This window comes from Bradyrhizobium sp. LA6.1 (genome assembly GCF_040547805.1).
In the GTDB taxonomy this organism is placed as follows: Bacteria; Pseudomonadota; Alphaproteobacteria; order Rhizobiales; family Xanthobacteraceae; genus Bradyrhizobium; species Bradyrhizobium barranii.
In genome coordinates this window covers 1-23,558 of record NZ_JBEPQK010000001.1, presented here as the reverse complement: position 1 = coordinate 23,558, position 23,558 = coordinate 1, and the positions used below count along the sequence as shown (strand labels likewise).

The following is a 23,558-nucleotide window of genomic DNA, read 5'->3' as shown; positions in this document are numbered from 1 at the left end:
GTTTGGATCCGCGAATGGACCACGAAAAGGTCAACATCCTCCTCGTCGACGACCAGCCGGCCAAGCTGCTCGCCTACGAGGTGATCTTGAAGGAACTCGGCGAGAACCTCGTGATCGCAGCATCGGGCCGCGAGGCGCTGGAGGTGCTGCTCAAGACCGAGATCGCGGTGATCCTGGTCGACGTCTGCATGCCCGAGCTCGACGGCTTCGAGCTCGCCGCGATGATCCGCGAGCATCCGCGCTTCCAGAAGACCGCGATGATCTTCATCTCCGCGATCCAGGTGAGCGACATCGACCGGTTGCGCGGCTACGAGATGGGCGCGGTCGATTACGTGCCGGTGCCGGTCGTGCCGGAGGTGCTGCGCGCCAAGATCAAGGTGTTTGCCGAACTCTACCGCAAGACGCGCGAGCTCGAACGGCTGAACCAGGAGCTCGAGGACCGCGTTCGCGCACGCACGGCCGAGCTGGAGAATTCCACCGCAAAGCTGCGCGAGAGCGAGGAGCGGCGCAGCATGGCGATCGCCGCCGGCAAGATGGGGTCCTGGGACTGGGACTGGATCAACGGCGACTGGATGTGGGACGAGGGCCAGTACCGCATCTTCGGCGTGACGCCGGAGACCTTCAATGTCACCTCGGCCAACATCCAGGCGCAGCTGCACCCTGATGACGTCGACCAATTCAGCCAGGCGATTGCCGCGTTCAATACCGGCGCGCACGCCTATGAAGGCGAGTTTCGCGTCAGCCGGCCCGATGGCGAGGTGCGCTGGTGCGTCGGCACGGCGGCCGCGACGGTGGACCAGGGCGGCCGCGTGGTGCGCGTGAGCGGCGTCACCGTGGACATCACCGAACGCAAACGCGCGGAAGAGAGACAAAACCTGCTGGCGCGCGAGGTGGATCATCGCGCCAAGAACGCGCTGGCGCTGGCGCAATCGATCGTGCGCCTCACCCGCGCCGACGAGGTCAAGGCCTACGTCAACGCCGTCGAAGGGCGCATCAACGCGCTCGCGCGCGTGCACACGATCCTGTCGCTGTCGAGCTGGCAGGGCGCCGAACTCTCGAGGCTGATCGACGAGGAGCTCGCGCCCTACTCGCTCGGCGGCCAGATCAAGCTGGCCGGTCCGGAAGTTCAGCTGGCGCCGGCGACAGCGCAGACGCTGGCGCTGGCGTTGCATGAGCTCTTCACCAATTCGGCGAAATATGGCGCGCTCTCGACGCGGTCGGGGCGGCTCGCGATCGGCTGGCAGGTCGAGGACGACCACCTCACACTGACCTGGGACGAAACCGGCGGCCCGCTGGTGAGGACGCCGAAATCCCGTGGCTTCGGCACGCGGAGCTTGCTTGCCAGTGTGGAATCGCAACTCGGCGGACAGGCGGAATTCAACTGGCGTGCCGAAGGCCTGTTGTGCCGCCTCGAGGTGCCGCTGACGCGGAAGACCGTAGCGCCGTCGGCCGCGAGCAAGTTCGACGCGGCTCCGTCCGAACCCCTTCAGCGGGCCTCAGGCTAGAGCGCTTGCGAGCGAAGTGGGCTCCGGTTCGCGCGTAAGGACAGGAATCTGGAGTTTCGGCCCTGATTCACTCAGAACCGATCATGATCTAGCGCGCCGCGGCGACCCTCACGCGCTGCATCGCCTGCGGTTCGTCAGCGACACGTCCTTCCAGCCAGGCTTCCGTTTGCGAAAGCTCGCGCAGCGCCCGCGCGTAACGGCGGGCTGCGCTCCGCTCGACGCCGCGCGGCAGCTTGCGCGCCTTGCGCAGCATGTCCACAGCCGCGTTGCGATAGGCCAGCGAGCGATAGAGAAAGACGACCTTACCCATATCGAATGTTCCCGTGTTGATGGCATTCATCCTCGCAAGACCGCCATGAACGTCGGATGAAGCGGGGAATGACAAAATCGTCATGATAATGGAACCCGCAATCGTCGTGCGCGTTTTATGCCACACCGCGAGGCGGTTCCATGCGCGGGAAAAAGTCGCCGAGCCTCATCTCTCCGACCGGCGTCATCAAGCTGATGACGCATGCGATGATGGGCGCAGCCCTCGGCCTTGTCTTCGGGCTCGCCCTCGTCCTGTTCAATCCGGCGGTCGCAAATTTGCTGAACCACGGCGGACATTCGGCCGCCATGGTCTTCATCATCACACTGGTGACGACGTTCGCGATCGGCGCGACGCTCACGGGCCTCGTGTTCATCCTCGCCGAGGACAAGGAATTTTGAAGCGCGCGTGACGCGCACCGGGCGCTTTCGTGCGGAACTCCTGCGGCAAACGGCGGTTGGCTGCCTGCGTCAATTCAACTCAGGGAGTTCCCGCGCATGAAAACCACCAAGCTCGCTCTCACCGTGATGCTGGCAACCGGCCTCGCCGCCGCTCCGTTCGCCGCGCAGGCCAAGTCGCATAAGGCCAAGCCTGGATCCGCGATGTCGTCGTCGCAGACCACAGGCGCCAACACCAAGTCCACCAAGGGAGCTGATCCCTCCGGTCAAGGTGGTTCAGGCCCCGGCTCCGACCAAGGCGGCACCATGACGAACAACAAGGGCGGCATGAGCAACACCAAGTGAGCTCCGGCCGACGATCAAAGGCCTCGCGGCGACGCGGGGCCTTTCGCTTTGGAGCTGGAGCTTGGAGCTGGATTGGGAATCCTTCCAGCGTCAGATCGCTAAAGCGGCCGTCCCGCGGCATTCGCCTTCACGAGATGCTCAAGCTGTGCACGTTTGCGTGCGATCAGGAGCTGCGCTGCGGCATCGTCGAGACCCTCGCGCTGCAATTGCCGGATGGCGGAGCCGAGTTCGAGAATTTCGGCGCGCAGCTTTAGAATCCGGTACGTGTCCGGGTCTTCCTCCACCGCACGCTCCCAAAATTCTCAGCGGCGCGCGATCACGCGCAGCGGACTGCCGGATGTCGTTGCAGGACGAAGGCGTACCCGCTCGCGGACGTCAGGCAGGACATCGCCGCCACCGGCCGCCTTCCATTCGCCGATCAGCAGGTTGATTTTCCGGCGCAGATCCATCTGCGCCAGGGCCTTTTCTGTGCAGTCGCGGTCGCGATCGACGAGGTCGCGCACAGACACCTCGATGTCGGCCATTTCGAGCCTCAAGGCGCTGATTTTGCGTCGAATTTCATTAATTCTGTTGTCCATGGCTTGTTAGAACAAAATAAGAACATATAGTCAAGTCACGATTTCAGAACGGAGAGGCCAAATGCAGGTTCAGGGTAAATACGACGCCAGGGTTTTCCTCGCGGAGCAGATGACGAGAGCGCAGGGGCTGAGGCTGAAGCGTCTGAGCGAGGAGGCCTATCAGCCCACTCAATACGATCGGGCTCTGTCCTCGACTGAGGCTGCGCGCCGCATTCGAGCGCTGGAAGACGAGATCGAGTTGGCGAACTCCTTCTGAGGAGCGCGGCCAGCGCATTTGGAACGTAGGGTCAATGATGCGGTTCTTTCCCGGGCCAAGGGAGAGAGTTGATGGCACGCAAGGCAAAGAAACGCCGCTACTCACGCAGCGCCAGCAGTGATGTCGAGCGCGAGATGCGCCGTTATAAGAAGGGCACCGCGAAAAGCGGCCCCGGCGGTCGTGGCGGACGCGTGAAGAGTCGCAAGCAGGCGATCGCAATCGGCCTGTCGGAAGCGCGCGCGAAGGGCAAGAAGGTCCCGAAGAAGGCGTCGAAGCGAAAGACCTCCAAGAAGAAGACGGCCAAGAAGACAGCCAAGAAAGCGAAGAAGACCGCGAAGCGCAAATCCAGCAAGCGGTAACGCCCACTCGCGTCAGATCATGCTGCCCGGCATGAAACAGCGGATCGAAATCCCGAACGCAGTCTTCACCGGCCACACCATGGTGTGGCCAGCCCGGTTTGGCTCGGTGATGACGGCCTCATCAGGCACGTCCACCCACTGCCCGTCGAGCCGCACGCGATAGTGCCCATCGTGCGATTCCCAATCGGGGTCGGATACAGCAAAGCCATCTGCATCCGAGCAGCAGGGCCCGAGATGGCTGCGCAAGCTGTCGAACCAGGGTTTCAGCGGCGAGTTGGCGTAGCGGCCATCGTCGCGCCCCAGGGCGCTTCCGGTCGTCAGGACAAGCGGCGCCACAAGCAGCGCACACCTCAGCGAGAGCTTCAATCGATCCATGTCGGCACCGATCAAATGCGAACCACCGGTTCCACAAGAAGGCCGGGCGTTCGAAGTTCCACTCCTGCAATTCGCCTGGGCGTCTTCATTGACGCCAAAGCCCAACACGTGATTCCGAACTGTGACGAGCGAACGCGGCTTTTTCGGACGAACCCGTCATCAACGCTGCCGTTAACGAGAATGTTATCGGCACCTGTGGGAATCTTCCAGACGCGCACGAAAAAGGCGGCCCGCAGGCCGCCTTTTGAGTTTGCCGCGGGAAGCGCGAGGCTTAGGCCAGCGGCACCGCGACGAACCGCGTCGCTTCCTGGCTCTTCACCTGCAACAGCACGCTGTTCTTGCCGGATGATTTGGCCTGCGCCAGCTCGGAACGGACGTCGCCGACATTGGCGACGGCCTTGCCGCCGACATTGAGAATGACGTCGCCGGTCTGGATGCCGCGCTGCGCGGCGGGTCCCTGCGGATCGACCTCGGTCACGACGACGCCCTTCTGGCCCGCGCCCTGGACGTCGCCGGCCGGCGCCAGGCTGAGACCGAGGCGCGGCGTGCCGGTGTTCGGCTGCGCCTTGCCCTCGCCGGCCTTGGCCTGCCGCTCGTTCGGCAACTCGCCGAGGGCGAGTGTCACCGTCTTGCTCGCGCCTTTGTGGAAGACGTCGAGCTTCACGGACGTGCCCGGCGCCAGGGTGGCAATGGTGCGGGCGAGATCGCGGGAGTCCTTGATCGCGGTACCGTTGACGGCGGTAATGACGTCGCCCGCCTCGATGCCGGCCTTCGCCGCGGGGCTGCCGTCCTGCGGATTGTCCACGATCGCGCCGCGCGCCTCCTTGAGGCCGAGGCTGTCGGCGATCTCGGCGCTCACCGGCTGCACCTGCACGCCGAGCCAGCCGCGGGTGACCGAGCCCTTGTCCTTCAGCTGCGCGACGACGAGCTTCGCGGTCGAAGCCGGAATGTCGAAGCCGATACCGACCGAACCGCCGGAGGGTGAGAAGATCGCGGTGTTCACGCCGATCACGTTGCCGTTCATGTCGAAGGCCGGACCGCCGGAATTGCCCTTGTTGATCGGCGCGTCGATCTGGATGAAGTCGTCATAGGGACCGTTGCCGATGTCGCGACCGTTGGCCGAGACGATGCCGGCGGTCACGGTGCCGCCGAGGCCGAAGGGGTTGCCGACCGCGACCACCCAGTCACCGATCCGCGGCTTCTGGTCGGAGAATTTAACGAACGGGAAGTCCCTCTTGCCATCGACCTTGATCAGCGCGAGATCGGTCTTCGGATCGGTGCCGACCACCTTCGCGGTGTAGCTCGTGCCGTCGTCCATGGTCACCTGCACCGACTCGGCGTGATCGACGACGTGGTTGTTGGTCACGGCATAGCCGTCGGCGGAGATGAAGAAGCCGGAACCCTCGCCCGTGATCATCTGGTGGCGCTGGCGCGGCATGCCGTTCATGCCACCCGGGCCGCGGAAGCCGAACTGCCGCGAAAACTGGTCGAACGGCGAATCCTCGTCCGAATCCATCCGGTTCTGTTGCAGCATCGCGCTCTTGTCATTGTCCTGGTCGATCTTGACCCGCACCGAGATGACGGCGGGTTTGACCTTGCTGACGAGATCGCCGAAGCCCGGCGGCGTCGCGGCGGCTTCCGCCGCCTGGGCCGGCCCGATGAAGGAATTCAGACCGAACTGCGAAGAGGCGGGAGAGGCAGCGAGCACGGCCACGCCAAGCGCGGCCACGGTGCCCAGCAGCGCAAGCCGGCGTGGCTTCAAGATCTTGCGGGACGTGGTGGTGTCGGAATTGACGTGATCGTTCATGTCGAAATGTCCATGTTGGGTAAGTCGCCTTGCAACCAACATGGACATCGTCACCTTACGGCGTCCCGTCCGTCCGATTAAATCTTGGCAAAGGTGCCGCGAAAATCAGGGCTGCATATTTGATGCGGCTCAACACAGGCCACGTGCGCAGTGATAGGCTGCGGCCACTGGATGATGTCCATCGGAGGCGCGCCATGTACAAAGACATTCTCGTCCACATCCCGACCGAGCGCCCGATGAGCGCGGTGATCGACGGCTCGATCTCGCTCGCGGCGAGACTCAACGCACACGTCGACGCGGTCGCCGTCGGGTACGTCGCGAGCAGCACTGCCTACGTCCTGGATGGCGGTGCCGCCGTAGCGGCCGTGTTCGAGATGGAGCGCGAGCGCGCGGTGGAGCGTGCCGAGGCCGCGTTGGCGATATTTCGGAGCGAAGCCACGAACGCCGGCATCTCCTGCACCTGCCACCCGCTCGGCGCAATCCCGGCGGACGCAGCCGGCTCGCTCGGCGAGATGGCGCGGCTCCACGATCTCAGCATCGTGCTGCAGCCCGATCCGGCGCAAGGCTCATTCGACAATGATATGCCCGGCGAGATCCTGTTCCAGGCGGGCGGACCGGTGCTGTTCCTGCCCTACACCTTTCGTGGGTCATTCAGGGCGAACCGGATCGGCATCTGCTGGGATGGCAGCCGCCTCGCCGCCCGCGCGATGCGCGACGCCGCTCCCTTCCTGGCCCGCGCCGAGGAGATCGTGATCATCACGATCAACGAAGCCGACGCGGTTCCCGACGAGGTCTCGGCAAGCCATCTGGCAAGACACCTCGGCCGGCGCGGATTGTCGACCCGCACGGTCAGCCTGTCGGCGGCGCGCGCCGACATCCAGCCGACCATCCTGTCGCTGGCCGCCGACGAGAGCCTCGATCTCCTGGTCATGGGCGGCTACGGCCACTCCCGGCTGCAGGAACGCTTCCTCGGCGGCGTCACCCGCGCCATGCTGGAAGCCATGACCGTCCCGACGCTGATGTCGCATTGATCGAGAGATGATCCGCAACGGACCGACGCCTTCACGCCGCGGCGGGGGTCTCAAATGGCGCGGTGGCGATGGCGTCGTCCTCGGGTTGCGCATTGCACGCGTCGAAATGCGCCTTCAGCGCAATCTCCGCGAGGTATTCGAAATGTTCGGCTTGGCCAAGGAGTTGCCAGTTCTGGAGCGGCCGATAGGCCGCCTGCTGACGACAGAGAGACGCCAGCGCCCGGTAGCGACGTACGTTCTCCATGAGACCCTCCCTCGCATTCACTGAGCTTATTGCCCTGATTTACGTCAGGCCGATGGCGGTTATGCAAAACATTTACTGCGTGCGAAGCGTCCCGCGCAACCTGGGTTAACGTCTGGGAAACGCGCAGGCCCCATTGGTTCCTATCGGAGGACTCCACGTGGAACTCATTGGCCAGGCGTAGCGCTGGCGCACGACGGAGATGCCGATCAGATCAAGATACCGTTCGATCGATTCCGGCCACCCGATGAGATTGCCCTGCATTTCTGCGCAGAACTCTCGCGCGAGGAAGGCCCGCCGCGCTGTGCGGCATGCCCTGTAGAACCTCGGACGGAATGGCACGCCATGGCACAACCAGCGCGACGCCGGCTCTGCCACGCCTGTATGCCGTATTCTACCGGGTGAGCGCGGCCTCGCCGGCCCGGATCGTCTGCGCCGAACCATGTTGCAGCTTCGGAACCCTGCCGGCTTCCGCAGCAGCGCGGATGGCGGCGATATTGCCGGCATAATCGGCGCTGCTCTTGCCGCGGAACACGGCCGATCCTGCCACGAGGGTGTCGGCGCCTGCGGCAGCCACGGCGGCGGCATTGTCGCGCGTGATGCCGCCATCGACCTCGAGCCGGATCGGCCGGTCGCCGATCATGCTTCGAATGCGCCTGATCTTCTCGATCTGGGAGTCGAGGAAGGACTGGCCGCCGAAGCCGGGATTGACCGTCATCACAAGCACGAGGTCGAGACGATCAAGCACGTATTCGATCGCAGCTTCCGGAGTAGCCGGACACAGGCTGACACCAGCCTTCTTGCCGAGCGCGCGGATGGCCTGGAGCGAGCGGTCCAGATGCGGGCCGGCTTCGGCATGAACCGTGATGACGTCGGCGCCTGCCTTTGCGAACGCCTCCAGATAGGGATCGGTCGGCGCGATCATCAGATGCACGTCAAAGATCTTCGCCGTCGCCGGTCGGATCGCCTTGATGACGTCGGCGCCGAAGCTGATGTTCGGCACGAAATGTCCGTCCATGACGTCACAGTGGATCCAGTCGGCGCCGGCAGCATCAATTGCCCTGATCTCCTCGCCGAGGCGCGCGAAATCGGCGGCCAGGATCGAAGGCGCGATGAGGATTTCTCCCGTCATGGCTTCGCACTCCTCTGCGCGTCCGCACCACCGCTGAAAACGCGGCTCGCAAGGACATCCGTCGGATCGATCGTCTCGAGATCGGCGACATCGAGCATGCGGTCGAGATCGGAGACGAGGCGATCGGCCTGCCGCAGACGGATACGATCGACCGCGTTGCGGATCGAGCGCGCGTTGGAGAAGAAGGGCTGGGTCCGGCGCAGCGCGATGTAATTTTCGAAGGCTCCGCGCGCCGCCGCCGAGAAGCGGTATCCACGCTCCTTCAGCATCAGCTCCGCGATGACCAGCAGCTCGGCTTCCGCATAGTCCGGGAAGTCGATGTGATGGGCGATGCGCGAACGGAAACCCGGGTTGGAGGCAAAGAAGCTCGTCATCCGCTCGCCATAGCCGGCGAGGATCACGACGAGGTCCTCACGCTGGTTCTCCATCACCTGGAGCAGGATCTCGATCGCCTCCTGGCCGTAATCGCGCTCGTTGTCAGGCCGGTGCAGATAATAGGCCTCGTCGATGAACAACACGCCGCCCATCGCCTTCTTCAAGATCTCCTTCGTCTTCGGCGCGGTATGGCCGATATACTGGCCGACGAGATCGTCGCGCGTCACCGAGATCACCTGCCCGCGCCGCACGAAACCGAGACCGTGCAGGATCTTTGCCATGCGCAGCGCCACCGTGGTCTTGCCCGTGCCCGGATTACCGGTGAACGACATGTGCAGTGTCGGTGGCGACGATGCCAGTCCCGCACGCTGGCGGATGCGCTCGATCAGCAGCAGTGACGCGATCTGGCGCACGCGGTTCTTGACCGGCCGGAGGCCGATCAGCTCCTGCTCGAGCTGTTGCAGCGTGTCGGTGATCCCGGCCGCCTCGGCCTCCTTGCGGAGATCGAAACTGGTCTCGCTCGTTTCAGCGGTCGTCGCATGAGGGACATCAAGCATCGGCACCTCGAAGAAAGGAGCTTCGCCGCGGGGGGAACGGCGAAGCAGTGGTCCGCCAAGGAAACGGAGCAGGGAGTGCTCCGCGCGGAGAGGAGTGACTAGGTCGACGCGTGCGCGGCCGGCCGGCGCACGGTGGTGTAGCGGATCGCACGTCCGCCCACCTCCTGCCGCACCAGCTCGAACTCGGCTTCCTGCGGCGGACGGTTGACGAGGAACGAGATCCGCACCGATTCCCAGCCATGGCTGGAGTCGAATCCACTGATGCGGATGTAGCGGTCGCCGTAAACCCTGCGGCACTCGGCGAGCTCCATCATCACGCCGGCGGCGTCCTGGAGGTCGAACATCGGCAGGCCCCACATCTCCCAATAGGTGTTGCGGGGATGCGGATCGTCGGTGAACTCGATATTCACCGCCCAGCCATTGGCGAGGCAATATTGCACCTGCTTCGTGATCTGGTCGTCGGTCAGATCAGGCAGGAACGAGAAGCAGCCCTGGGTCAGTTTCATATCTCATCTCCTCAAACGGTTTCCAACGCGGTCGGCACGAAGTCCGGCGTGTCGGTGGATTGATAGTTGAAGCTGACGTCCTTCCAGACCTCGAGCGCAGCCTTCAGCGGCGTGCAGGTCTCTGCCGCCCTGGCCAGGATCTCCGGACCTTCATGGACATAGTCGCGCCCCTCGTTGCGGGCGAGGATCATCGCTTCGAGCGCCACACGGTTGGCGATCGCGCCAGCCGCAATGCCCATGGGATGGCCGATGGTGCCGCCGCCGAATTGCAGCACGACGTCCTCGCCGAGGAGATCGAGCAGCTGGTGCATCTGGCCGGCATGGATGCCGCCGGAGGCGACCGGCATCATCTTGTTCAGGCTCGCCCAGGACTGGTCGAAGAACAGTCCATGCTCGAGCTTTGTCGGGTTGAAGTCTTCGCGGCAGACGTCGTAATAGCCGCGCGTGGTGTTGGGATCGCCTTCGAGCTTGCCGACCACCGTGCCCGCATGGATGTGGTCGACGCCGGCGAGCCGCATCCACTTCGCGATGACGCGGAACGACACGCCGTGACTCTTCTGCCGCGTATAGGTCGAGTGACCGGCGCGATGCAGATGCAGGATCATGTCGTTGCGCCGTGCCCATTTCGCCATGGACTGGATCGCGGTGTAGCCGATCACGAGATCGATCATGACGATGCACGACCCGAGCTCTTTGGCGAACTCTGCGCGCTCGTACATGTCCTCCATCGTCCCCGCGGTGATGTTTAGGTACGTGCCCTTCACCTCGCCGGAGGCAGCCTGCGCGCGATTCACGGCCTCCATGCAATAGAGGAAGCGGTCACGCCAATGCATGAAGGGCTGCGAGTTGATGTTCTCGTCGTCCTTGGTGAAGTCGAGCCCGCCCTTGAGCGCCTCGTAAACCACGCGGCCATAGTTGCGCCCGGACAAGCCGAGCTTGGGCTTCACCGTCGCGCCCAGCAACGGCCGGCCGAACTTGTCGAGCCGCTCACGCTCGACCACGATGCCGGTCGCCGGCCCCTGGAACGTCTTCACATAGGCGACCGGGAAGCGCATGTCCTCCAGGCGCAGCGCCTTCAGCGGCTTGAAGCCGAAGACGTTGCCGATGATCGAGGCCGAGAGGTTGGCGATCGAGCCCGGCTCGAACAGGTCGAGGTCGTAGGCGATGTAGGCGAAGTACGAGCCCGGCGTGCCGGGCACCGGATCGACACGGTAGCACTTTGCGCGATACTTCTCCGCAGCCGTCAGGCGATCGGTCCACACCACCGTCCAGGTCGCGGTCGAGGATTCGCCGGCAACCGCCGCTGACGCCTCGATGGGGTCCACGCCCTCCTGCGGCGTCACGCGGAACAGCGCGATGACATCGGTGTCCTTCGGCGTGTAGTCGGGCTCCCAATAGCCCATGCGCGCGTATTCCATCGTACCCGATCGATAGCGCTCTTTGCCGCGGACAGTTCCTGCGTGTGCATTCATGGCTCTCTCCTGCTCTTCTCTCTCTGAATGATTAGGCGGCGACCGACTCGCGGGCGCCGATGCGCGGGTCGAGCTCGCCGGCGCGATAGCGCCGCGCCATCTCGCTCAAGGGAATGACCTTGATCTTGCTGGCGTGGCCCGCGGTGCCGAACTGCTCAAAGCGATCGCGGCAGAGCTCGCGCATCGCATCCATCGCAGGCTTGAGGAATTTGCGCGGATCGAACTCGGAGCGCGTTTGCGCGGCGACCTTGCGGAACACCGCTGTCATCGCCAGACGACAATCGGTGTCGATGTTGACCTTTCGTACTCCGCTCTTGATGCCGCGGACGATCTCCTCCACCGGCACGCCCCAGGTCTGCGGCATCTCGCCGCCGAACTGGTTGAACATGTCCTGGAGCGGCTGCGGCACCGAAGAGGAGCCGTGCATGACGAGATGCGTATTCGGCAGGCGGCGGTGAATCTCCTCGACCACCCGCATCGCCAGGATGTCGCCATCAGGCTTGCGGCTGAACTTGTAGGCGCCGTGGGACGTGCCCATCGCGATCGCTAGCGCATCGACCTTGGTGGCGCGGACGAAGTCGACGGCCTGGTCGGGATCGGTGAGGAGCTGGTCGTGGCTGACCTTGCCCTCGACGCCGTGGCCGTCCTCCTGCTCGCCGCCGCCATGCTCGAGCGAGCCGAGCACGCCGAGCTCGCCTTCGACAGAGGCGCCCACCCAATGCGCGAGATCGACGACGCGGCGGGTGATGTCGACATTGTAGTCGTAATCGGCGGCGGTCTTGGCGTCGGCCTTGAGCGAGCCGTCCATCATGACCGAGGTGAAGCCGTGGGCGATGGCGGAGGCGCAGGTCGCCTCGTCATTGCCGTGGTCCTGGTGCATGCAGAGCGGAATGTCCGGATAGGTCCGCTCCAGCGCGTCGATCATGTGCGAGAGCATGAGATCGCCGGCATAGCTGCGCGCGCCGCGCGAGGCCTGGATGATCACGGGCGCATCGACCTCGGCCGCGGCCTGCATGATCGCAATACCCTGCTCCATGTTGTTGATGTTGAACGCCGGCACCGCGTAGCCGTGGTTGGCGGCGTGATCGAGCAGCTGACGAAGGGTGATACGGGCCACGAAAGTTCCTCCTGTTATGGCTTGCCGGCGCGAGTGATCGTCCGCCGGGCGGCTTCGGCAACGCTTTGCGGCGTGATGCCGAATTCGCGGTAGAGCACCGGCGCCGGCGCAGAGGCGCCGAAGCCGCGCATGCCGACGAACTCGCCGTCAGTGCCGATCCAGCGATGCCAATCGCCGGCGACTGCGGCCTCGATGCCGACGCGCGGGGCGGTGCCGAGCACACAGGCGCGGTAGTCCTCCGGCTGTTCCTCGAACAGCGCGAAGCATGGCGCGGAGACCACGGCAGCGCGGATATGTTCCGTCGCGAGCAGGCGAGCGGCTTCCAGCGCGATCGAGACTTCGGAGCCGGTCGCCATCAACGTGACGTCGCGACCGCCGTCCGGCGAGACGATGAGGTAGGCGCCGCGCGCGACACGGTTCCTGCCGCGCACGTCGCTGCGGAATGTCGGCAGCGCCTGACGCGACAGACACAGCACGGAGGGGCGATCTTCCGCCTCAAGCGCGCAGTCCCAGGCTTCCAGCGTTTCGACCGCGTCGGCGGGGCGGAACACCAGAAGGTTCGGGATGACGCGCAGCGCCGCGAGATGCTCGACGGGCTGATGCGTGGGACCGTCCTCGCCAAGACCGATGGAGTCGTGGGTCATCACATGGATGACGCGCAGCCGCATCAGGGCCGCAAGACGGATCGCCGGCCGGCTGTAGTCGGAGAAGGCGAGAAAGGTGCCGCCATAGGGGATGAATCCGCCATGCAAAGCGAGGCCATTCATCGCGGCGGCCATGCCGTGCTCGCGAATTCCGTAGTGGATGTAGCCGCCGGCGAACGCCCCACGCGTCACGGGAGTCTGCGCTTTGGCGTGCGTGAGGTTCGAATGCGTCAGGTCCGCCGAGCCGCCGACCAGTCCGGGAATTGTCCCGGCAATGCCGTCGAGCACCTGTTGCGAGGCTTGCCGCGTCGCCAGCTTCGGACGCTCGCTGGCAAAGCGCTCGCGCAATTTCGCCGAGGCCTGGGCATAGGCCTCCGGCAGGGCAACGGCCTTGCCCTCGATGAACAGCTCACGCTGCGCGGCCGTCGCGCATTCGTAGCGGTCGAGCCAGGCAAGACGCTCGACCTGCCCGCGCTGTCCGATCATCCGCCATGCCTTGAGGATCGGGATCGGCACCACGAAAGGCTGATAGTCCCAGCCGAGCGTCCGCCGCGCCGCCGCCGTTTGCTCGGTGCCGAGCGGCGCACCATGCGCCTTCTCGGTGCCCTGACGGTCCGGCGCGCCATAGCCGATGATGGTACGGCAGGCGATCAGCGACGGTTTTGTGCTCTCACGCTCTTCGGCAATCGCCTGCGCAACCGCTTCGGGGTCATGGCCGTCGACACTGCGGACCGACCAGCCGGAAGCCGCAAAGCGCGCGAGCTCATCATCGGAAGTGGCCAGCGAGGTCGGCCCGTCGATGGAGATGCCGTTGTCGTCGAACAGCACGATCAGCCGGCTGAGCTGGAGATGACCGGCGAGCGAGATCGCCTCCTGACTGATGCCTTCCATCAGGCAGCCGTCGCCCGCGATCACATAGGTGAAGTGATCGACCAGGCCGTCGCCGTGCCGTGCATTGGCCATGCGCTCGGCGAGCGCCATGCCGACCGCGGTCGCGATCCCCTGCCCCAGCGGGCCGGTCGTGGTCTCGACACCCGGCGTGTGGCCGTATTCCGGATGGCCCGGCGTCTTCGAGCCCCACTGCCGGAACGCCTTGATGTCGTCCAGGCTGACATCGCCGCCGGTGAGATGCAGCAGCGCATAGAGCAGCATCGAACCGTGCCCCGCCGACAGCACGAAGCGGTCGCGATCCGGCCAGTTCGGGTGCGCGGAGTCGAACTTGAGGAACCGCGAGAACAGCACGGTCGCGACATCGGCCATGCCCATGGGCAGGCCGGGATGGCCGGACTGCGAGGTCTCGATGGCGTCGACCGCGAGGAAGCGGACGGCATTGGCGAGATCGTTGTGTGTGACTGCCGTGATGTCGGCTTCGGCGTGGACGGAGATGTTCATCGGATTCTCTCCCTATTCACTTCAGATTTCGCTTGCGCTCGATCAGCTGCATGATCAGCGGCGTCAGGATCAGCTGCATCGCCAGATCGAGCTTCGCGCCGGGACACACGATGGAGTTCGCGCGGGACATCCAGCTGTGGGGAAGCATCGACAGCAGATAGGGGAAATCGATGCCACGCGGATTCTTGAAGCGGATCACGACCATCGATTCGTCCGGCGTCGGGATCCAGCGCGCAATGAACGGATTGGAGGTGTCCACCGTCGGCACGCGCTGGAAGTTGATGTCGGTCTCGGTGAATTGCGGGCAGATGTAGTGGATGTAGTCGGGCATCCGCCGCAGGATGGTGTCGGTGACGGCCTCGGTCGAATAGCCGCGGGCGCTGCGGTCGCGGTGCAGCTTCTGGATCCATTCGAGATTGATGACCGGCACGACGCCGATCTTGAGATCGGCGTAGCGCGCGACATTGACCTTGTCGGTGACGACGGCGCCGTGCAGGCCCTCGTAGAACAACAGGTCCGAGCTTTCCGGCAGCCGCTCCCATTCGGTGAAGGTCCCGGGAGCCGCACCGTGCAGTGCGGACCCCTCGACGTCGTGGACATAGTGCCGCGTCGTCGCGGTGCCGGTCTCGCCATAGTCGCGGAAGGCACGCTCCAGCTCCTCGAACAGGTTGGTCTCGGGGCTGAAATGGCTGAAATGCTTGTTGCCGCGCTCGGCTTCCTTCGCCATCTGCGTGCGCATCTCGGCACGGTCGTAGCGATGGAAGGCGTCGCCCTCGATGTAGGCGGCATTGACCTTCTCGCGGAAGAAGATCTGTTCGAACGTCTTCTTGACCGAGGTGGTGCCGGCGCCGGAGGAGCCGGTGATGGAGATGATCGGATGCTTCCTGGACATGGGTCGCCTCGCTCACAGCCGGAAGAAGCCGCGCCGCGCGAACAGCGGTGCGGAGATGCTGGCGACCAGCAACGGATCGCAATGCAGTTCCTCGACGCGCTGCACCTCGTTGCTCGAGCCCATGATCAGCGGCACGCGCTGGTGCAGGCTCTGCGCCGATAGCTCGAGGATGCGCTCGCGCCCGGTCGTGGCGGAGCCGCCGGCCTGTTCGATGATCATGGCCATCGGGTGCGCCTCGTAGGTGAGGCGCAGGCGGCCGTCGCCATAGCCGGGGCGCGCGTCCGAGGGATAGAGGAACACGCCGCCGCGGGTGAGGATTCGGTAGGCCTCCGCGACCAGCGAACCGATCCAGCGCATGTTGAAATTGTGGTTGGCGGGCCCTTCGACGCCGGCAAGACATTCGTCGACGAAGGCGCGGACCGGCGTATCCCAGTGGCGGCGGTTCGACGCATTGATCGCGAATTCTTCGCACGTCTCGGAGATCTGCACGGCGCTGCGCGCGAGGCGGAAGCAGCCCGCCCTGCGGTCGAGCGTGAAGATGTCGACGCCGTCGCCGAGCGTGAGCACCAGTGAGGTCTGCGGCCCATAGGTGACGAACCCCGCGGCAAGCTGCGCCGAGCCGCGCTGATGGAAGGCGAGAGCCAGGTCATCCGGGGCAGGCAGGATCGAGAAGATCGTGCCGACGGTCATGTTGATGTCGATGTTGGAGGAGCCGTCGAGCGGATCGATCGCGACGCAGATTTTTGCCTCGCGGTCGCCGATTTGCGGCTCGCGCATCTCCTCCGACGCGAGCGCCGCGATCGGCAGCCTGCTGAGACAGCGGCGCAGGATCGCATCCGCCTGGAGGTCGAGGTCGCGCTGGAGATCGCCGTCGCTGTTGCGGCCGGTGGTCAGGCCCGACGCGTCCGCAAAATCGCCGGTGGCGATGAGGTCGGCGATCTCGATCGCTGCCGCCGCGATGGCGTCGACTGCGGCTGCCACGGCCAGCGCATGCGGCGCCGTCTCGGAATACCGTTGAAGGTGGTCGTCCAACCTGAGTTGCCCGGTCATCTGCGTCCATCCCCTTGCAGGCGCCGCATCCAGTTCCCTCCCCGCTGGAGGTCGGTGCGGTCGGTCCCAACACGAGGAGATTGACAGGGGCGGCTTAATAAGGAAAATTTCTATTCATAATGAGCGCCAAAGAATTTTCTTATAATGGTCCCGGCCACGCAGCGGCCCAGCTCCGGCATCTGACGATCCGGCAGCTCCGCTCGCTTGCGGCGCTCTCGGCGAAGGGCAGCGTCACCGCGGCCTCGAGCCAGCTCGGCCTGACCCAGCCAGCCGTCACCCAGCAACTCCGGCAGCTTCAGGACCTCGCCGGCCTGCCGCTGGTGCAGCGGACCGGCGACGGCATGCTGCTGACGGAGGCAGGCAAGGAGGTGCTGGCGCTCGCCGAACGCGTCGAGGCCGCGATCATGGACTGCCAGGGCGCGCTCGATCTGCTCGCTGGACGGACCGGCGGCACGGTGCATCTCGGCGCGGTCTCGACCGCGAAATATTTCGTGCCGCATGCGATCGCGGCGTTCTCGAAGCGGCATCCGAAGATCGAGATCAAGCTCACGATCGGCAATCGCGAGGAGATCCGCGAGGCCATGCACGGCTACGATCTCGATTTCGCCGTGATGGGTCGGCCACCGGCCGACGTCAGCGTCGACGTGCGTCAGCTCGGGCGCAATCCGCACATCATCGTCGCGCGCAAGGGACACTGGCTGGGGAAGGATTCCGGCCTCAACCTGACCGACCTCGTGCACGAGACCTTCCTCACCCGCGAGCCGGGATCAGGGACGCGCACGCTGATGGAAGGCATGTTCCAGAGATCGGATCTCGAGCCGATCATCGGCATGGAGATGAGCAGCAACGAGACCATCAAGCAGGCCGTCATCGCCGGGCTCGGCATCGCCTTCATCTCGGCCCACACGGTGGCGCATGAGCTCGCCGAAGGTCGTCTCATCGTGCTCGATGTCGCGGGCCTTCCGATCGTCCGGCAATGGTACGTGATCCGCCGCAGCGACAAGGTGCTGCTGCCACCGGCGCAGGCGATGTTCGATTTCCTGGGCTCCGAGGGCTCGAACTATTTGCCCGACGTGCCCGAGTTCGGCGGGCAATAGCCCACCGATATTCAGCCCATCAGCTTCATCGCAACTGTTGCCGCCAGAATGACGATGATCTGGAGCAGACGCTCCGTCGTGAAGACACGGTTGAAGGTGGTCATCGCTGGTCCCGGCCGACGTAGGAGATCTCGATCGGTCTGGTGCTAGCACACGCGGGCGCCGAGATAACTCCTTAGTCGCCACGGATCCTGCCGGCGCGCCGAAACATGTGATCGCCTGGAACCCGACAAGTTTCGAACGATTCAAATCATCCTGCGCGGAATGGCCGCACGGTCACTTTGTTCATGCACACAGTGACTTCGCGTGCACGGATGCTCCTTGCCCCGCATCCGGCCGTGCAATGGGGAATCCGGGCGAGTTTTGAAAGAGTCAGGGAGGGCGCGATGAGCCACATCGCCGCCGCGGGAGAGCTTTTGTCTGCCGCAAGCTACATGTCCAAGCGCAATTTTTCGGGTATCGGAGGCGTGTTGACCGCGCTGATGACGTCAGCTGCGTTCTTCGCTAGTCCGCAGGCCTTTGCGCAATCCACGCCCGCGCAAGGCGTGACGATTCCATCCGTCACCGTGACCGCGCCGGACGCACAGCGCCGTACCAATCCCGTTTCGGCCGCCCGCCGGTCGAGCAGCGGGCGGACCCGCCGGACGCAAACGGCACGGCGGCCGGAGACGACCGCCGCGCCACAGCCCTTCATGCCATCGCAGGACGCGCGCACCGGCACCGTCGGCTATTTCGCCAACAGCACCTCCGTCGCCACCAAGTCGAACACGCCCATCGTCAACATCCCGCAATCGCTTTCCGTCATCACCCAGCAGCAGATCCGCGACCAGAATTATCAGGGCTTGACCGATGTCACGCGCTACGTCCCGAGCGTCGCCGTCCATCAGGGCGAAGGCAATCGCGACGAGCTCGTCATCCGCGGCGTCGATTCCAGCGCCAACTTCTTCGTCAACGGCTTTCGTGACGACGTGCAATATTTCCGCGACCTGTACAACGCGCAAAGCATCGAGGTACTGAAGGGCCCGAGCGCCCTGACCTTCGGCCGCGGCGCCGGCGGCGGCGTGCTCAACCGCACCCTCAAGGAGGCCGATGGCACCCGCATCTACCAGGCGACGGGGCAGACGGGCTCGTGGGGCGACCGCCGCGTCTCGCTCGATGCAGGACAAGCCATCAATGAGAACGTCGCCGCCCGGCTGAACGTGTTCTACGAGGGCAGCGATGCGTTCCGCGACTTCAACCATCTCGAACGCTACGGCATTAACCCGACCGTTACGCTGAAGCCCGACGACTTCACCAAGATCAAGCTGTCCTACGAATATTACCACGACGGCCGCACCGCCGATCGCGGCAATCCCTCGCAGGGCCTTCCCGGCGGCGTCACGCGATTCAATCCGACGACACCGTTCGCGCCGAACGGCAATCTTCAGACCTTCTTCGGCAGCCCCAGCCTCAACACCGCGCAGGCGACCGTGCAGACCGGCATGGCGATCATCGAGCACGACTTCCAGAACGGACTGTCGGTGCGCAACGGCACGATGGCGGCCGACTACCAGAAGTTCTACCAGAACGTCTATCCCACCGGCGGGCCGCTCGCCGGTGCCGTCAACGCAGCCGACACCGCGGTCAACCTTGGCGCCTATCAGCACACGACCAACCGCGACAACGTCTTCAACCAGACCGACTTCACCTACAAGGGCTGGACCGGCCCGATCGCGCACACGGTGGGCTTCGGCACCGAGTTCGGCCGCCAGACCGGTGTCGATATCCGCAACACCGGCGTCTTCCCGAACGGCACCAACACCATCGTGCAGAACCCGTTCGCGCCGACCTATTTCGGGCCGGTCAACTTCGTCCACCACTTCACCGGCACCAACACCGATGGCGTCACGACGCCGGATTCGAACAGTAAATATGCACTGAACGTCGAGTCCGGTTACCTGCGCGACACCATCGAGTTCTCACGCGCGCTCCAGCTCATCGTGGGCACGCGGTTCGACCGCTTCGAGATGTCGGCGCTGGACATGAACACTAACCTCAACCGCAATCGCACCGACAACCTGGTGTCGCCGCAGGCGGCCGTGCTCCTCAAGCCGATGGAGACGATGTCGGTCTACACCGCCTACAGCATCTCCTATTTGCCCGCCTCCGGCGACCAGTTCTCCTCGCTCAACGACGGCACACTGATCCTCCAGCCGCAGAAGTTCGAGAACACCGAGGTCGGGATGAAGTGGAACATCAACCCGAAGCTGTTGTTCTCGACGGCGATCTACAACCTCAACCGCACCAACCAGCCGATCGCGGATGGCAACAATCCCGGCTTCTTCCTGCCCTCCGGCAGCACGCTGACGCGCGGCTTCGAGGCGAGCCTCGTCGGCTACGTCACCGAGCAATGGCAGTCCACGCTCGGTTATGCCTATACCGATGCGAAGATCACCAGCGCGACGTCGGCGACGGTCGTGCCCGGCAATCGCGTGCAGCTCGTGCCGTACAATCAGTTCGCCTGGTGGAACAAGTACCAGTTCACGCCGATGTGGGCGGCCGCGCTCGGCATCATCTATTTCGGCGATTCCTTTGCATCGTCGGATGACACGGTGAGACTGCCGAGCTTCGTACGCTTCGATGCCGGCGTCTACGCCACGATCGATGCCAACTGGCGGGCGCAGCTCACGGTCGAGAACATCTTCAACCGCGGCTATTGGGCGTCCGCCGACGGCAACAACAACATCTCGCCCGGCCAGGGCCGCACCGTGAGGGTCCAGGCGAGCTACCGGTTCTGACGGCTATGGCGCGAACGTCTGCGTCCCATCGCGTGTCGTTCGCGCCGTTCGTCATCGATACGAATACCTGTGATGGTTAACGATCAGGCGGCGCGCTGGACGGCGGCGTAATCCGCGCGCGCGGCGAAATAGGCTTCCAGCTCCGACAGCGCCCGCGCTTCCCACTCGCTCGCCTGCTCCAGAAGCGACCAGCTCTGGCCAGGGCGGAATGCAGCGGTCTGGCGATAGAGCGATGCGATGCCGCGATAGCGGCGCACGTTCTCAAAGATGGCGTGACCGTTCATGTTCAAAAACTCCCTCGTCATTCCCGGGGGAGAAATTGCGGCCAAATCTTTTTCGAAAAGTTAGCGGCGCGCACCAAGCTCGCGGATGGTTGCCGGACTGTTGCGCCGGCGCAACGCGCCGCTTCCGCGCGACGCGGATTTATTGCGAATTCGTTGCCGTGCTCTCGCCCGAGGGCTTCAGTCCACCGCGGCTGATCATTGCCATCGTCTCGCGGCAGAGATCGGCAAGGCCGATCAAGAGCACCGCGAGCAGGCAGAACAGGTTGATGGAATCCGCGCCCGCGCTGGAGAGCGGCATGAACTGGAAGAACGGCGGGATGAACGCCCACCACACCAGCGGAACGGTGAGCAGCGCGGCGAACACCGCCGCCGGCGCGCCCGCGACGATCCCGAGGACGAACAGGCTGGGCAGGAACGCCGCGAAATAGAGCTTTGCGCCGAGTGCGACGCAGACGCCTTGAAGCGCGGCCGACACGGCGACGACGACAAATCCGAGCAGAAACGCCTGCCACGACCATGGCCGTACCCGCGGTACGCCAACCAGTCCCGCACGCCTCATCAGCCTCCCCCTGCCGCCCGTTAACCGGGCTCGCTTGCGACCAAAGTACTACAACCGCAGGGAAACCGCGAGACGGAAATCGCACGGTGCCGGGCTGCGTATCCAGGGCTTGGTAAACGGCCGCGGGCACGATCGTACCACTACTCTGTCGCCGCATAGAGCAGGCCCGCGACGGGCAGAGCAAGGCCAATGGCCGACGCCAGCGTCCAGCCGCCTTGCGCGAAGGCCCAGGCGCCGACCGCAGAGCCGGCAGCGCCGGCGGCGAAGAACGTCGCCATATAGAGGCCGTTGAGACGGCTGCGGTGCTCATGCCCGAGCACGAAGATGGCGCGGAAGCCGAGCACGACGTTACCCTGGACACCGATATCGATGGCGATCGCGGCCACGACCAGGCAGGCGAGGTTCAGCATCGAGCCGGCCGCGCCGATATAGGTCACCAGGAAGCCGGCGGCCGCGAGCAGCATGGCGACCAGCGTCGCGATGCGGCTATGGCCGCGATCGGCGAGCCGTCCCGCGATTGGCGCGGCAAACACGCCGGCGACGCCGGCGAGCGCGAACAGCGCGATGCCGCGCTGGGAGAAGCCGAATTCGCTGGCGAGCTGGAGTGGCGCCACCGTCCAGAACAGGGTGAAGGCACCGAACAGGCTCGCCTGATAGAGCGCGCGGCGCCGGAGCAGCGGCGTGGTCCGGGCCAGATGCGGCATCGACAGCAGCAGCGTGCCGTAATGCATGCGCGCGACCGGCTTGCGCTTCGGCAACGTCGTCCACAACACCGCCGCGAGCGCGATCATCAGCGCGGCGGAAATGAAGAACACCGCGTGCCATGACAGCGCTGCCGTGATGAAGCTCGAGACTGGCCGCGCCAGCATGATGCCCAGCATCAATCCGGTCGAGACATTGCCGACGACGCGGCCGCGAATGGCTTCCGGCGCAAGGTGTGCCGCATAGGGAATGATGATCTGCACGGCGACAGAGCCGAGGCCGATGAACAGCGCGGCGATCAGGAACGGCAGCGCGTGGGTGGCGAACGCGGCGGCCAGCAGCGAAGCCGCGCCGAGCGTGATGACGGAGCAGATCAGCGCGCGGTTCTCGACGAGGTCGCCGAGCGGCACGATGAAGAGAAGCCCCACGCCGTAGCCAATCTGCGTCATGGTGACGATCAGCCCGGCCGCCGCATGCGAGAGGCCGAGCGCGGCGCTGATCGGGGCGATCAGCGGCTGGGCGTAGTAGATGTTGGCGGCGACCATGCCACAGGCCGCGGCAAGCACGAAGGTCAGTCGTTGCGACACCGCATCCGGCCCGGGTGCGGTCTCGATCGTGGCATTCATCGTCATTCCAACAGACTCCAGATATCGGGAATGATCATTCCCTAATAAGACACAAATTCAGGCGAGCAGTTTCATCGCGACGCCGACCAGGCGCTCGCCGTCGAGCGGCAGGCGCGCCTTGCCGACGACGCGCATTCCCTGCGTGATGCAGATCATCAGCCGCGCGGTGTCGTCGGTCGCAACATGGGCGGGAATCGAGCCATCGGCCTGGCCCTCGCGAATGAGGCCAGCGATGAAGGCCTCGTTGGTCTCGAGCTGGGCGTTGACGCGGGCGCGGACGTCCGGATCGAGCGCGGCGAGCTCGACCGCGCCGCCGACCACGATGCAGCCGCGACGGCCCTCGATCCCCTGGGAGTGCTCGACATAGGACAGCAACATATGGCGCAGTCGCTCGCGACCGTTGGCGCCGCGCGCGGCCGCGCTGCGGGTCTGCTCCCGGCGCACCGCGGCATAGCGCTCGAAAGCGGCCAGGAACACGGCCTGCTTGTCGCGAAACGCCTTGTAGACGCTGCCGGTGGCAAGCCGCATCGCGGCGGTCAGGTCACCGATCGAGGTGGCATGATAACCCCGCTCGCAAAATACGCGTACGGCGCGGTCGAGCGCGGTGTCCATGTCGAATTCCCGGGGACGGCCGAGCGGACGGGCGGCAGGCTGGGGACGGCGCGCGGCTTTTTGCATTGCGGGATAATAGGGAATGAGTGTTCCCGAATCAAGGCACGGAGTTGTGAATGGGGTTTATGAAGGGGACGCTCTCTCCGCATCGTCATTGCGAGCGCAGCGAAGCAATCCAGAATCCCTCCGCGGAAAGGCTCTGGATTGCTTCGCTGCGCTCGCAATGACGGAGTGTGAGGCATCGGCGTCGTCCTCAAAATACCACTGTCATTCCCCGCGACCCGGCTACGCCAAGGCTTCGCCGGGGCTTCAGTCTAGGGCCGCCGAAGCTTTAGCGTAGGCGGCAAGCGGGGAATCCAGCACGCCGCGGCCTCTCGGCTCAATCACAGCCGTCCCTGGAAGACTGGATCGCCCGGTCAAGCCGGGCGACGACAGCGAGTGCCTGGTCGCAGACACGCCTTCGCATCCTCGCGGCGCATCTCGCCCGAGCTTTGCTTGATCTCTCCACCCTCGAAGCCAAGAGGGCGCAGGGAAGGCCGGGTGCTGACCTCGCACCCGCGGT

At 64.8% G+C, this 23,558-nt stretch carries 26 protein-coding genes; 8 read left to right on the top strand and 18 right to left on the bottom strand.

Annotation, left to right across the window (positions count from 1 at the left end; genetic code table 11):
• The first annotated feature begins 14 nt into the window (after positions 1–14).
• Positions 15–1,505, top strand: coding sequence for an HWE histidine kinase domain-containing protein (locus ABIB99_RS00130; protein WP_354174224.1), 1,491 nt, complete (start codon positions 15–17; stop codon positions 1,503–1,505).
• Between the two features lie 88 nt (positions 1,506–1,593).
• Here ABIB99_RS00130 and ABIB99_RS00125 read toward each other — a convergent pair whose 3' ends face one another.
• On the bottom strand, positions 1,594–1,899 hold the full coding sequence (locus tag ABIB99_RS00125) for a hypothetical protein (RefSeq protein WP_354174222.1): 306 nt from the start codon (positions 1,897–1,899) through the stop codon (positions 1,594–1,596).
• Between the two features lie 56 nt (positions 1,900–1,955).
• On the opposite strand from ABIB99_RS00125, the gene ABIB99_RS00120 reads away from it, so the two are divergent.
• Positions 1,956–2,213, top strand: coding sequence for a hypothetical protein (locus ABIB99_RS00120; protein WP_247314168.1), 258 nt, complete (start codon positions 1,956–1,958; stop codon positions 2,211–2,213).
• A 96-nt stretch (positions 2,214–2,309) separates the two neighbouring features.
• A complete protein-coding gene (locus tag ABIB99_RS00115) occupies positions 2,310–2,555 on the top strand; it encodes a hypothetical protein (RefSeq protein WP_354174220.1) in 246 nt (81 codons plus the stop codon).
• Between the two features lie 98 nt (positions 2,556–2,653).
• On the opposite strand, the gene ABIB99_RS00110 is transcribed toward ABIB99_RS00115, so the two are convergent.
• Entirely contained in the window at positions 2,654–2,839 is a 186-nt protein-coding gene (locus tag ABIB99_RS00110; protein WP_014497260.1) for a hypothetical protein, read from the bottom strand.
• Between the two features lie 18 nt (positions 2,840–2,857).
• Entirely contained in the window at positions 2,858–3,079 is a 222-nt protein-coding gene (locus ABIB99_RS00105) for a hypothetical protein (protein ID WP_038958668.1), read from the bottom strand.
• A gap of 115 nt (positions 3,080–3,194) precedes the next feature.
• Here ABIB99_RS00105 and ABIB99_RS00100 point away from each other — a divergent pair, with 115 nt between their 5' ends.
• Together ABIB99_RS00100 and ABIB99_RS00095 are read left to right on the top strand one after the other, a co-directional pair.
• The gene (locus ABIB99_RS00100) at positions 3,195–3,389 is read left to right on the top strand and encodes a DUF3072 domain-containing protein (protein WP_063984955.1); all 195 of its coding nucleotides are present in this window, start codon (positions 3,195–3,197) and stop codon (positions 3,387–3,389) included.
• 71 nt (positions 3,390–3,460) lie between these two features.
• On the top strand, positions 3,461–3,748 hold the full coding sequence (locus ABIB99_RS00095) for a DUF6496 domain-containing protein (RefSeq protein ID WP_247314174.1): 288 nt from the start codon (positions 3,461–3,463) through the stop codon (positions 3,746–3,748).
• 12 nt (positions 3,749–3,760) lie between these two features.
• Here the strand turns inward: ABIB99_RS00095 and ABIB99_RS00090 are convergent, their stop codons facing one another.
• Together ABIB99_RS00090 and ABIB99_RS00085 are read right to left on the bottom strand one after the other, a co-directional pair.
• Positions 3,761–4,123 (bottom strand): hypothetical protein, encoded by a 363-nt coding sequence (locus tag ABIB99_RS00090; RefSeq protein ID WP_028148242.1) that lies wholly within the window; start codon positions 4,121–4,123, stop codon positions 3,761–3,763.
• A 271-nt stretch (positions 4,124–4,394) separates the two neighbouring features.
• Entirely contained in the window at positions 4,395–5,930 is a 1,536-nt protein-coding gene (locus tag ABIB99_RS00085) for a Do family serine endopeptidase (RefSeq protein WP_166087358.1), read from the bottom strand.
• 194 nt (positions 5,931–6,124) lie between these two features.
• Here ABIB99_RS00085 and ABIB99_RS00080 point away from each other — a divergent pair, with 194 nt between their 5' ends.
• The gene (locus ABIB99_RS00080) at positions 6,125–6,961 is read left to right on the top strand and encodes a universal stress protein (RefSeq protein WP_063984958.1); all 837 of its coding nucleotides are present in this window, start codon (positions 6,125–6,127) and stop codon (positions 6,959–6,961) included.
• Positions 6,962–6,992: 31 nt separating this feature from the next.
• Here the strand turns inward: ABIB99_RS00080 and ABIB99_RS00075 are convergent, their stop codons facing one another.
• The 9 genes from ABIB99_RS00075 to ABIB99_RS00035 form a co-directional block, all read right to left on the bottom strand.
• Positions 6,993–7,205: a hypothetical protein gene (locus tag ABIB99_RS00075; protein WP_028148245.1), complete on the bottom strand. Its 213-nt coding sequence runs from the start codon at positions 7,203–7,205 to the stop codon at positions 6,993–6,995.
• Between the two features lie 391 nt (positions 7,206–7,596).
• Positions 7,597–8,334 carry a ribulose-phosphate 3-epimerase gene (gene rpe / locus ABIB99_RS00070; RefSeq protein ID WP_208073515.1) on the bottom strand — a complete coding sequence of 246 codons (738 nt, stop codon included), beginning with the start codon at positions 8,332–8,334 and terminating at the stop codon, positions 7,597–7,599.
• Positions 8,331–9,266 (bottom strand): CbbX protein, encoded by a 936-nt coding sequence (cbbX, locus tag ABIB99_RS00065; RefSeq protein ID WP_354174214.1) that lies wholly within the window; start codon positions 9,264–9,266, stop codon positions 8,331–8,333. The genes rpe and cbbX overlap by 4 nt, the downstream gene beginning before the upstream one ends.
• A gap of 98 nt (positions 9,267–9,364) precedes the next feature.
• A complete protein-coding gene (locus tag ABIB99_RS00060) occupies positions 9,365–9,772 on the bottom strand; it encodes a ribulose bisphosphate carboxylase small subunit (RefSeq protein WP_354174212.1) in 408 nt (135 codons plus the stop codon).
• Positions 9,773–9,783: 11 nt separating this feature from the next.
• Positions 9,784–11,244 carry a form I ribulose bisphosphate carboxylase large subunit gene (locus ABIB99_RS00055; protein ID WP_063984962.1) on the bottom strand — a complete coding sequence of 487 codons (1,461 nt, stop codon included), beginning with the start codon at positions 11,242–11,244 and terminating at the stop codon, positions 9,784–9,786.
• Between the two features lie 31 nt (positions 11,245–11,275).
• Positions 11,276–12,361: a class II fructose-bisphosphate aldolase gene (gene fba / locus ABIB99_RS00050; RefSeq protein WP_063984963.1), complete on the bottom strand. Its 1,086-nt coding sequence runs from the start codon at positions 12,359–12,361 to the stop codon at positions 11,276–11,278.
• 14 nt (positions 12,362–12,375) lie between these two features.
• A complete protein-coding gene (tkt, locus tag ABIB99_RS00045; RefSeq protein ID WP_354174209.1) occupies positions 12,376–14,397 on the bottom strand; it encodes a transketolase in 2,022 nt (673 codons plus the stop codon).
• A 16-nt stretch (positions 14,398–14,413) separates the two neighbouring features.
• Positions 14,414–15,289, bottom strand: coding sequence for a phosphoribulokinase (locus tag ABIB99_RS00040; protein WP_354174207.1), 876 nt, complete (start codon positions 15,287–15,289; stop codon positions 14,414–14,416).
• Positions 15,290–15,301: 12 nt separating this feature from the next.
• Positions 15,302–16,339: a class 1 fructose-bisphosphatase gene (locus tag ABIB99_RS00035; RefSeq protein WP_247314189.1), complete on the bottom strand. Its 1,038-nt coding sequence runs from the start codon at positions 16,337–16,339 to the stop codon at positions 15,302–15,304.
• A gap of 119 nt (positions 16,340–16,458) precedes the next feature.
• Between ABIB99_RS00035 and ABIB99_RS00030 the strand changes: the two genes are divergently transcribed.
• Together ABIB99_RS00030 and ABIB99_RS00025 are read left to right on the top strand one after the other, a co-directional pair.
• Complete coding sequence (locus ABIB99_RS00030; RefSeq protein WP_028148254.1) at positions 16,459–17,436, top strand: LysR family transcriptional regulator; 978 nt, start codon at positions 16,459–16,461, stop codon at positions 17,434–17,436.
• 386 nt (positions 17,437–17,822) lie between these two features.
• Positions 17,823–20,213, top strand: a complete 2,391-nt coding sequence (locus ABIB99_RS00025; protein WP_354174205.1) for a TonB-dependent receptor — start codon at positions 17,823–17,825, stop codon at positions 20,211–20,213.
• A gap of 83 nt (positions 20,214–20,296) precedes the next feature.
• Here the strand turns inward: ABIB99_RS00025 and ABIB99_RS00020 are convergent, their stop codons facing one another.
• The 4 genes from ABIB99_RS00020 to ABIB99_RS00005 form a co-directional block, all read right to left on the bottom strand.
• Positions 20,297–20,497 carry a hypothetical protein gene (locus tag ABIB99_RS00020; RefSeq protein WP_014497279.1) on the bottom strand — a complete coding sequence of 67 codons (201 nt, stop codon included), beginning with the start codon at positions 20,495–20,497 and terminating at the stop codon, positions 20,297–20,299.
• Positions 20,498–20,636: 139 nt separating this feature from the next.
• Positions 20,637–21,056, bottom strand: coding sequence for a DUF4118 domain-containing protein (locus ABIB99_RS00015; RefSeq protein WP_166087212.1), 420 nt, complete (start codon positions 21,054–21,056; stop codon positions 20,637–20,639).
• A gap of 140 nt (positions 21,057–21,196) precedes the next feature.
• Positions 21,197–22,390 carry an MFS transporter gene (locus tag ABIB99_RS00010; RefSeq protein WP_354174202.1) on the bottom strand — a complete coding sequence of 398 codons (1,194 nt, stop codon included), beginning with the start codon at positions 22,388–22,390 and terminating at the stop codon, positions 21,197–21,199.
• A gap of 51 nt (positions 22,391–22,441) precedes the next feature.
• Positions 22,442–23,062: a TetR/AcrR family transcriptional regulator gene (locus ABIB99_RS00005; protein WP_502917477.1), complete on the bottom strand. Its 621-nt coding sequence runs from the start codon at positions 23,060–23,062 to the stop codon at positions 22,442–22,444.
• Positions 23,063–23,558 lie beyond the last annotated feature (496 nt).

Coding starts and splice junctions, on each gene's coding strand:
- ABIB99_RS00130 (WP_354174224.1), top strand. CDS start 15: ATGGACCACGAAAAGGTCAACATCCTCCTCGTCGACGACCAGCCGGCC.
- ABIB99_RS00125 (WP_354174222.1), bottom strand. CDS start 1,899: ATGACGATTTTGTCATTCCCCGCTTCATCCGACGTTCATGGCGGTCTT.
- ABIB99_RS00120 (WP_247314168.1), top strand. CDS start 1,956: ATGCGCGGGAAAAAGTCGCCGAGCCTCATCTCTCCGACCGGCGTCATC.
- ABIB99_RS00115 (WP_354174220.1), top strand. CDS start 2,310: ATGAAAACCACCAAGCTCGCTCTCACCGTGATGCTGGCAACCGGCCTC.
- ABIB99_RS00105 (WP_038958668.1), bottom strand. CDS start 3,079: ATGGCCGACATCGAGGTGTCTGTGCGCGACCTCGTCGATCGCGACCGC.
- ABIB99_RS00100 (WP_063984955.1), top strand. CDS start 3,195: ATGCAGGTTCAGGGTAAATACGACGCCAGGGTTTTCCTCGCGGAGCAG.
- ABIB99_RS00095 (WP_247314174.1), top strand. CDS start 3,461: ATGGCACGCAAGGCAAAGAAACGCCGCTACTCACGCAGCGCCAGCAGT.
- ABIB99_RS00090 (WP_028148242.1), bottom strand. CDS start 4,123: ATGGATCGATTGAAGCTCTCGCTGAGGTGTGCGCTGCTTGTGGCGCCG.
- ABIB99_RS00085 (WP_166087358.1), bottom strand. CDS start 5,930: ATGAACGATCACGTCAATTCCGACACCACCACGTCCCGCAAGATCTTG.
- ABIB99_RS00080 (WP_063984958.1), top strand. CDS start 6,125: ATGTACAAAGACATTCTCGTCCACATCCCGACCGAGCGCCCGATGAGC.
- ABIB99_RS00075 (WP_028148245.1), bottom strand. CDS start 7,205: ATGGAGAACGTACGTCGCTACCGGGCGCTGGCGTCTCTCTGTCGTCAG.
- rpe (WP_208073515.1), bottom strand. CDS start 8,334: ATGACGGGAGAAATCCTCATCGCGCCTTCGATCCTGGCCGCCGATTTC.
- cbbX (WP_354174214.1), bottom strand. CDS start 9,266: ATGCTTGATGTCCCTCATGCGACGACCGCTGAAACGAGCGAGACCAGT.
- ABIB99_RS00060 (WP_354174212.1), bottom strand. CDS start 9,772: ATGAAACTGACCCAGGGCTGCTTCTCGTTCCTGCCTGATCTGACCGAC.
- ABIB99_RS00055 (WP_063984962.1), bottom strand. CDS start 11,244: ATGAATGCACACGCAGGAACTGTCCGCGGCAAAGAGCGCTATCGATCG.
- tkt (WP_354174209.1), bottom strand. CDS start 14,397: ATGAACATCTCCGTCCACGCCGAAGCCGACATCACGGCAGTCACACAC.
- ABIB99_RS00040 (WP_354174207.1), bottom strand. CDS start 15,289: ATGTCCAGGAAGCATCCGATCATCTCCATCACCGGCTCCTCCGGCGCC.
- ABIB99_RS00035 (WP_247314189.1), bottom strand. CDS start 16,339: ATGACCGGGCAACTCAGGTTGGACGACCACCTTCAACGGTATTCCGAG.
- ABIB99_RS00030 (WP_028148254.1), top strand. CDS start 16,459: ATGAGCGCCAAAGAATTTTCTTATAATGGTCCCGGCCACGCAGCGGCC.
- ABIB99_RS00025 (WP_354174205.1), top strand. CDS start 17,823: ATGAGCCACATCGCCGCCGCGGGAGAGCTTTTGTCTGCCGCAAGCTAC.
- ABIB99_RS00020 (WP_014497279.1), bottom strand. CDS start 20,497: ATGAACGGTCACGCCATCTTTGAGAACGTGCGCCGCTATCGCGGCATC.
- ABIB99_RS00015 (WP_166087212.1), bottom strand. CDS start 21,056: ATGAGGCGTGCGGGACTGGTTGGCGTACCGCGGGTACGGCCATGGTCG.
- ABIB99_RS00010 (WP_354174202.1), bottom strand. CDS start 22,390: ATGACGATGAATGCCACGATCGAGACCGCACCCGGGCCGGATGCGGTG.
- ABIB99_RS00005 (WP_502917477.1), bottom strand. CDS start 23,062: ATGCAAAAAGCCGCGCGCCGTCCCCAGCCTGCCGCCCGTCCGCTCGGC.